The sequence below is a fragment of the Vibrio sp. YT-19(2023) genome, from assembly GCF_033337395.1.
The window spans coordinates 1-519 of record NZ_JAWOQN010001140.1 but is presented as its reverse complement, the minus strand read 5'-3'; the positions used below and the strand labels follow the sequence as shown (position 1 = coordinate 519).

Genomic DNA, 519 nt, shown 5'->3' with positions numbered 1-519 from the left:
GTTGCTTACTGGGTATTGCAAGGCTCGTAACCGAAAGTTTAGGGCCAGTAGGTGGGGCGGCGATGTTGTATTCGCTAAGTTCAATCTTTTTATTGATTGTGGTGGGCATCCCAAAGTTATCTTACTTTTCTCCGAAGTATCTGATAGTTGGCGGCGCAATGTTTGTTTGCTATGAGATCTTTCTTGCGCTTGCTCTTGGGTATTCGAATTCGCGAGCTCAGGCGATTGAGGTATCTATCGTCAACTATTTATGGCCCGCACTGACGGTGTTGTTTGCCGTGTTGGGTAGCAACAAAAAGCCAAATTGGCTGTTGTATCCAGCAGTAACCCTCGCGTTTATTGGTGTGGCTTGGACAGTGAGCGGCGATAACGGTTTATCCCCGACGCAAATCATCTCGAACGTAAGCAGCAATCCGCTGGTGTACTTCATGGCGTTCACTGGCGCGGTGATTTGGGCGGTTTATTGTAATCTCACACAGCGACAGCAATCGAAGCACAATGCGATCACGTTGTTTTTTA

General features: G+C 47.6%; 1 protein-coding gene. It reads left to right on the top strand.

What is annotated here, in order from left to right; genetic code table 11:
* The coding region (gene yddG, locus R7E78_RS30495) for an aromatic amino acid DMT transporter YddG (RefSeq protein ID WP_318059192.1) at window positions 1-519 on the top strand (519 nt) is incomplete at both ends.